Source organism: Brevundimonas sp. GW456-12-10-14-LB3, from assembly GCF_059424365.1.
The window spans coordinates 94665-101723 of the sequence record NZ_JBWKZJ010000009.1 but is presented as its reverse complement, the minus strand read 5'-3'; the positions used below and the strand labels follow the sequence as shown (position 1 = coordinate 101723).

Below are 7059 nucleotides of genomic sequence, written 5' to 3'. Positions count from 1 at the left end.
GCCGCCCCCGCCGCCGGTTCCGCAAAAGCCGGCCGAGCGTCAGTTCGTGGTCTATTTCGACTGGGATCGCTCGGACCTGACGGCTGAGGCTCGCTCGGTGGTCGCTCAGGCCGCCAACTACGCCAAGTCGGGCCGTCCGACCCGCGTCCTGATCGTCGGCTACACCGACACCTCGGGCTCGGCCGCCTATAACCTCGGCCTGTCGAACCGTCGTTCGCGCACCGTCGCGGACGCTCTGGTCGCCCAAGGCGTCAACGGTGGCGTCATCGCCCTGGACGGCAAGGGTGAAACCGCCCTGGCCAAGCCCACCGCCGACGGCGTGCGCGAACCGCTCAACCGTCGCGCCACCATCGACATCAACTTCTAAGACAGGCAAGATTCGGTCTGACATCGTCAGATCGGGTCTCGTTCTTGGAAGTCTGTCAGCGTAAAGTTGGAGAGCCGGCGCCTTGCATTCCGGGCGTCGGCTTCTTCGTGCGCCTGCCTCAGCCGCCCCCGCATTTTTCCCATCGCTCAGCTTTAGTGGGTTGATCCCTCTGCGGCTAAGCGCGACAAAGCCATCGAACAAATTCTCTTGCGCCAGATGTTCTGATCGGAGAGGTGAAGCGACCTGGCGTTGTATGGATCGCCAGGCCGGACGGCGTGGAACCCCTTAGATGGTCGATTTAAGACACTCCAATCGAACCTTCTTGGGCCGGCGGCGCAGGCGCTACCGGCTTCGCGGAGAGGTCATGAGCGCGCCTCGACCTCAGCTTCGCCTTCGCACCCCCACGCCGCAGCGGGCGGCCGAAATCGCCGTCTTCCCTTCGTCTCAAAAAAACGGTGCGGAGGCCGGGCCAGGTCGCGCGATCCAAAGCTTGGATGGTCGGAGATTCCTTATCGTCTCGGCGCCGTTCGGGCCGTTCGGCGTCGCCTTGGCGCGGACTCTCGAAGCCCGCGGCGCGACCGTCCAGCGAATGATCTTCAATGCGGGCGACGCCTTGAACTGGCCGCGAGCGGGGGGAAGGGTGTTCAAACACTCCGCCCAGGTCTGGGCTTCGCGACTGGCGGAACTGACGGCCGATTTCACCGATCTTCTGCTGTTCGGCGAGGGCGGCCCTTACAATCGCGCGGTTCTGTCTGCGGCGGAAGGACTTGGGCCACGCGTTTGGGTGTTGGAGAACGGCTATTTCCGCCCGGACTGGATCACCGTCGAACAGAACGGCGTGAACGCCTCAAGCGGCCTGCCGCGTTTCAAGGACGGCTATCCGGAGCCGGCGCCGCTTTTGCCCGATCCGAAACCCGTGGGGCGGATCCTGCCGCACCATGTGGTCAACATCACCGCCTATCATGTGGCTCAGGCCGTGGGGGGCTTTCTCTTTCCGCGCCACGCCAGCCACTATACCGCCTCTCCGCTCAGCCAGTGCCTGGGTCACGTCCGGCGATATTTCGGTCTGGCCCTTCAGTCGCCGTCACGCAACGATGTGGAGGTGATTGCGGCGCGGGGCCCCTTCTTCATCGCCTGTCTTCAGCGGGAGGGCGACGCCCAGCTGCTGCGCTATTCCCGCTATGCCGACAATACGGCCTTCCTCGCGGAGGTGATGACCAGTTTCGCCGTCCATGCGCCCAAGGCGGCGCGGCTGGTGATCAAGAACCACCCTCTGGACCCGGGCCTGATCGATCTGGAAGCCGTCACGCGGCGCCTGGTCATCGAGCGGGAGCTGCAAGGCCGGGTCGATTTCATCGACGGCGGAAACCTGGCCCAGCTGTGCCGCGCCTCTCAGGGCATGGTGGTCAACAACTCTTCCGCCGCGCTTTCGGCCCTGGGGTTCCAGACGCCGGTCAAGGTGCTGGGCGACGCCTTCTTCAACTTCGACGGTCTGACGGATCAGCAGGCGTTGAACGACTTCTGGTCTAAACCCCAGGCCCCGGATCCTGCTCTGTTCGTCCGGTTCCGCGCCCATGTGATCGCCCAGAGTCAGGTCAACGGCAATTTCCACGAGCCGCGCGCCATTCGGCGCACCGCCGAGGGCGTAGCGGACGTGTTCGAGCGGGTTTCCTGACTCCCGCAACTGTTGCCGCTGCGCCACGGCGTGGCCCTGTCACGACTCTGTCACATATCTGTCGTCTCAGGTTTCAAGAGCGGACGTAGAGGGGGCTGGATTTCGACAGGCGACCCCGCCTGCCGCTCCTTGGCCACGTTCGGCCTCCATCTGGGGATAGATGTAATGATCAACCGTAAGCGCCTCTTCTGGGCGACAACCGCGATCGTCGGCACCCTGGCCGGCGCCAGCGCCGCCGCTGCTCAATCGACCGGTACGGAAGCGACCGAACTGGACCAAGTGGTCGTCACGGGCCAGCGCGGCCCTCGCTCCATCGACGGCGCGATCGTGGCGGAGACTGTGTCGAAGTCGCGAGCTTCGGTCACGGAAGAATACATCTCGACCCAGGCGCCGGGTCAAACGATCCTGAACTCGATCAACCTGCTGCCGGGCGTGAACTTCACCAATAACGATGCTTTCGGCTCCTCGGGCGGCGATCTGACGATCCGCGGCTTCGATTCGGCCCGTATCTCGCTGACGCAGGACGGCGTGCCGCTGAACGACACCGGCAACTACGCCATCTACTCCAACCAGCAGCTGGATCCCGAACTGATCAGCCGCGCCACGGTCAACCTTGGCACCACCGACGTCGACAGCCCCACCGCCTCGGCGACCGGCGGCACGGTCAACTATTCCACCCGTCGTCCGGAAGAAAAGTTCGGCGTCATCCTGCAGCCCTCGATCGGTGAAACCGGCTATCGCCGCTTCTTCGGTCTGGTCGACACGGGCGCCTTCGGCCCGTGGGGCACGACCGCCTGGTTCTCGGCTTCGAAGACCGCGTATGACCATTTCATCGGCGCCGGCGGCGTCGACAAGACCCAATACAATGCGCGCATCTACCAGCCGCTCGGCGACAACGGCGATTTCCTTTCGCTGACCGCCAACTACAACGAAAACCGCAACAGCTTCATCGCCCGCAAGACGCTGCAACAGTTCAACGACGGGGTCGCTTACAACTCCGGGAACACCCTGCCGTCCGCCCTGACGAACATCAACCCCTCGAACACGGGCAACATTCGCGGCGCCTCGCGCTTCACCCTGCGCGACAACTTGGTCCTGACGATCGACCCGTCCTTCCAGTACGTCCTGGCGCATGGTGGCGGCACTCAGACGATGAGCGAGACGGATCCGCAGCTGATCGGCAACTCTTCTGCGGCCGGCGCTGATCTAAACCGTGACGGCGTCATCAACGGCGCCACGCGCGTCACCCTGTTCCGCCCCAACATCACCAACACCCATCGTTACGCCCTGACCAGCTCGCTGATCTGGGACATCAACGACAATAATCGTCTTCGCGTCGCCTATACCTACGACAACGGTCGTCACCGCCAGACGGGCCAGTTCGGCTATATCGACGCCAACGGCAAGCCGGAGGACCCCTTCGCTGGCCGGAACGGCACGCCGGTCAAGCTCGCCGACGGCACCATACTGCGCCGCCGCGATCGCCTGTCCTACGCCAAGCTGAACCAGATCGCCGCCGAATATCGCGGCAACTTCTTCAACGACGCGATCAGTCTGGACCTGGGCGTCCGCGCGCCCTACTTCGACCGCGAGCTGAACAACTACTGCTATCAGCGCGACACCTTCAACGCCTACTGCACCACCCAGGTCGGCACCCCGGTCGCCGGCACGGACCTGGTCACCTTCCCGGCTTCGTCGATGAACAGCAGTGCGTCGAACCGCTACGGCAAGCCGCGCTCGTTCGAGAAGAGCTATGATGCGGTCCTGCCGAACGGTGGCGTGACTTGGCGCTTCGCCGACCACAACTCGGTCTATGTCAGCTACGCCGAGGGCTTCTCCGCCCCCCGCACCGATGACCTCTATGACGTTGTCGACGTGAACCCGGAGCCGGAACGCACCAAGTCCTACGACATCGGCTACCGTTATCAGGCCCCCGGCCTGATCGGTTCGATCGCCGCCTGGAAGACGGACTATTCCAACCGCATCGTCCGCACCTTCGACGAAGCCGCCGGCCTGTTCCTGACCCGCAACGTCGGCGATGTGACGCTCCAGGGCTTCGACGGCCAACTCGGCTGGTCGCCGTTCGAGAAGTTCAACATCACCGGCTCCGTGACCTACACGGACAGTGAAGTGAAGAACAACCTGCCCAACGGCGTCGTCGGCGGCGTGCCGGTCTTCATCCAGACCGCCGGCAACCAACTGGTTGAAACGCCCGAATGGCAATACGGCATGCGGGTTGCCTATTCGGTCGGTCCCTTCGACCTGGGCCTGCAGGGCAAGCGCGTCGGCGACCGCTTCTCGAACGACATCAACACTGAAGTGGCGCCGGGCTACACCACCTTCGATCTGGACGTTCGCTACAATCTGGCGAGCCTCGGCAACGGCGGCTCCTACATCCAGTTCAATGTGATCAACCTGTTCGATACGGAATATCTGGCAGACATCTCCACCTCGACCACCGGTTCGGCCAGCTACCAGCTGGGCGCCCCGCGTACGGCTATGGTGACGCTGCGGGCTTCCTTCTAAGACCGTCTGAACCCAGACAGACGAAGGGCGGTCCGTTCGCGGGCCGCCCTTTTTCTTTGGCCGCGGCCCCTGGGCGTCTGGCGCCGTTGAAGTCGGGGGCGGTTGGGGCCATATGGCGCGGCTCGCGGGTCGCCCGCCCGTCGTCGCTTCCGATCCCTGACAGGACTTCGCCGCCCATGACCCCTCCTCTCCCCGCCGAATGGGCCCCGCACCGCGCCATCTGGGTGGGCTGGCCCAGCCATGCCGAATACTGGTTCGAGCCGTTCGAACAGGCCCAGGACGAGGTCGAGGCTCTGGTGCGGGCCCTGGCCGGGCCGGGGCGCGAACGGGTGAAGCTGATGGTCGGGGCGCCGGAGCTGGCGGAGGGCGTGCGGGCGCGTTTCGCCGACGTCGCGAACGTCGAGGTGGTGGCGGGCGTGTTCGGCGACGTCTGGCTGCGCGACACCGGTCCTCTGTTCTGGGCGGGATCGAAGACGGCCGCCGCCTTCCGCTTCAACGGCTGGGGCGAGAAATATGTGATGCCGGGCGACGAGACGGTGGCCGAACAGATCGGCGTTCATTCCGGCGCGACCCTGAGCTGGAACGACTTCGTCATGGAGGGCGGGTCGCTGGATCATGACGGGGAGGGCACGGTCCTGACCACGCGCCAGTGCCTGCTGAACCCGAACCGCAACCCGTCCTGGAACCAGGACGAGGCGGTCGCGACCGCCGCCCTGGCAGCCGCCGTCGGGGCGAAAAAGGTGCTCTGGCTGGGCGACGGCCTGCTGAACGACCACACCGACGGCCATGTCGACAATCTGGCGCGTTTCGTCGCGCCGGGCGTCGTGGCCTGCCCGATCGCCTGGGGCCGCAACGATCCCAACGCCGAGGTCTATGACGCCGTGGCCCGCGACCTGTCGGTCATGACCGACGCCGCCGGCCGAAAGATCCATGTGCTGAGGATTCCGTCGCCGGGCCTGGTCCTGGACGAGGACGAGCGCCCGATCCCGGCCAGCCATATGAACTTTCTGATCGCCAATGGGGCGGTGATCGTGCCGACCTATGGCGACGATCGCGCGGCCGACATGGCCTGTCAGGCGTTGAAGGAGGCCTTCCCCGATCGCGAGATCATCCCCCTGCCGTCGAACGCCATCCTGACCGGCGGCGGCTCATTCCACTGTATCTCCCAGCAGGAGCCGGAATGAGTGGCGAGTGGCGCGTGGCGAGTGGCGAGGTTCGTCACTATCGCGACCTGCTGGTCTGGCAAAAGGCGCTGACCTGGGTCGAGCTCGTCTATGCGGCGACCTGCGAATGGCCTTCGGATGAACGCTTCGGACTGATCAGCCAGGTCAGGCGGGCTGCCGTGTCTGTGCCTTCCAACATCGCCGAAGGTTGCGCCCGGCGCTCCACGCCTGAGTTTCTGCGTTTCCTCTCCATCGCCCGAGGTTCTCTGGCGGAGGTGGAGACCCAACTGATCATCGCCCAACGCCTGACCTATCTCGATGAAGCCGCCCTGATTCGGCTGCTCGAACCCGCCGACGAAATCAGCCGAATGCTTTCCGGCCTCATCTCCAAACTCGAGGAGCGCACGAAATGACTTCCCTCGCCACTCGCCACTCGCCGCTCGCCACTTCCAGGACCATCACCGTCGCCGGCATCCAGACCTCTTACGGCGAGGACATGCAGGCCAACATCAAAAAGACCATCGACTTCGTGCGCGAGGCGGCGGCGAAGGGCGCGCAGGTGATCCTGCCGTCGGAACTGTTTCAGGGGCCGTATTTCTGCGTCTCACAGGAGGAGCACTGGTTCGCCCAGGCCTATGAGTGGCGCGAGCACCCCTGCGTCACGGCCCTGGCGCCGGTGGCCAGGGAGCTGGGCGTGGCCATACCGGTCTCGATCTTCGAAAAGGACGGGCCGCAGTATTACAATTCGCTGGTCATGCTGGACGCCGACGGCGAGGCCCTGGGCGTCTATCGCAAGAGCCATATCCCCGACGGCCCCGGCTATCAGGAGAAATATTATTTCCGGCCGGGCGATACGGGCTTCAAGGTCTGGAAGACGCGCTTCGGCAAGGTCGGGGTCGGCATCTGCTGGGACCAGTGGTTCCCCGAGGCCGCGCGGACCATGATGCTGATGGGCGCGGATGTCCTGATGTATCCGACCGCCATCGGCACCGAGCCGCACGACGCCGCCCTGCACACGGCCGAGCCGTGGCGTCGGGCCATGCAGGGCCACGCCGTGTCCAACGCCGTGCCGGTGGTCGGGGCCAATCGCATCGGCCATGAGACGGTGACCGAGGTCGGCCAGACCTTCTACGGCCATTCCTTCATCGCCGATCAGCAGGGAACGCTGGTCGAGAGCCTGGGCGCCGAGGAGGAGGGGGTGCTGGTGCACCGCTTCGACCTGGACGAACTGGACCAGTACCGCGCGGCCTGGGGCTTCTTCCGCGATCGGCGGACGGATCTCTATGGGGCGCTGACGGGCGCGAAGTAGGCGGTCCCTGATTCCGTCA

6 protein-coding genes are annotated in these 7059 nt (G+C 64.9%); all 6 read left to right on the top strand.

Annotation, left to right across the window (positions count from 1 at the left end):
- On the top strand, positions 1-367 hold a 367-nt coding region (locus tag AC07XS_RS06175; protein ID WP_182714778.1), incomplete at its 5' end, for an OmpA family protein.
- Positions 368-1007: 640 nt separating this feature from the next.
- Positions 1008-2042 carry a capsular polysaccharide export protein, LipB/KpsS family gene (locus tag AC07XS_RS06170; RefSeq protein WP_287397168.1) on the top strand — a complete coding sequence of 345 codons (1035 nt, stop codon included), beginning with the start codon at positions 1008-1010 and terminating at the stop codon, positions 2040-2042.
- Positions 2043-2207: 165 nt separating this feature from the next.
- Entirely contained in the window at positions 2208-4568 is a 2361-nt protein-coding gene (locus AC07XS_RS06165) for a TonB-dependent receptor (protein WP_182714780.1), read from the top strand.
- Between the two features lie 176 nt (positions 4569-4744).
- A complete protein-coding gene (locus tag AC07XS_RS06160; protein WP_182714781.1) occupies positions 4745-5752 on the top strand; it encodes an agmatine deiminase family protein in 1008 nt (335 codons plus the stop codon).
- A complete protein-coding gene (locus tag AC07XS_RS06155; RefSeq protein ID WP_182714782.1) occupies positions 5749-6144 on the top strand; it encodes a four helix bundle protein in 396 nt (131 codons plus the stop codon). Before AC07XS_RS06160 ends, AC07XS_RS06155 begins: the two co-directional genes overlap by 4 nt.
- On the top strand, positions 6141-7040 hold the full coding sequence (gene aguB / locus AC07XS_RS06150) for an N-carbamoylputrescine amidase (RefSeq protein ID WP_182714783.1): 900 nt from the start codon (positions 6141-6143) through the stop codon (positions 7038-7040). Before AC07XS_RS06155 ends, aguB begins: the two co-directional genes overlap by 4 nt.
- Positions 7041-7059 lie beyond the last annotated feature (19 nt).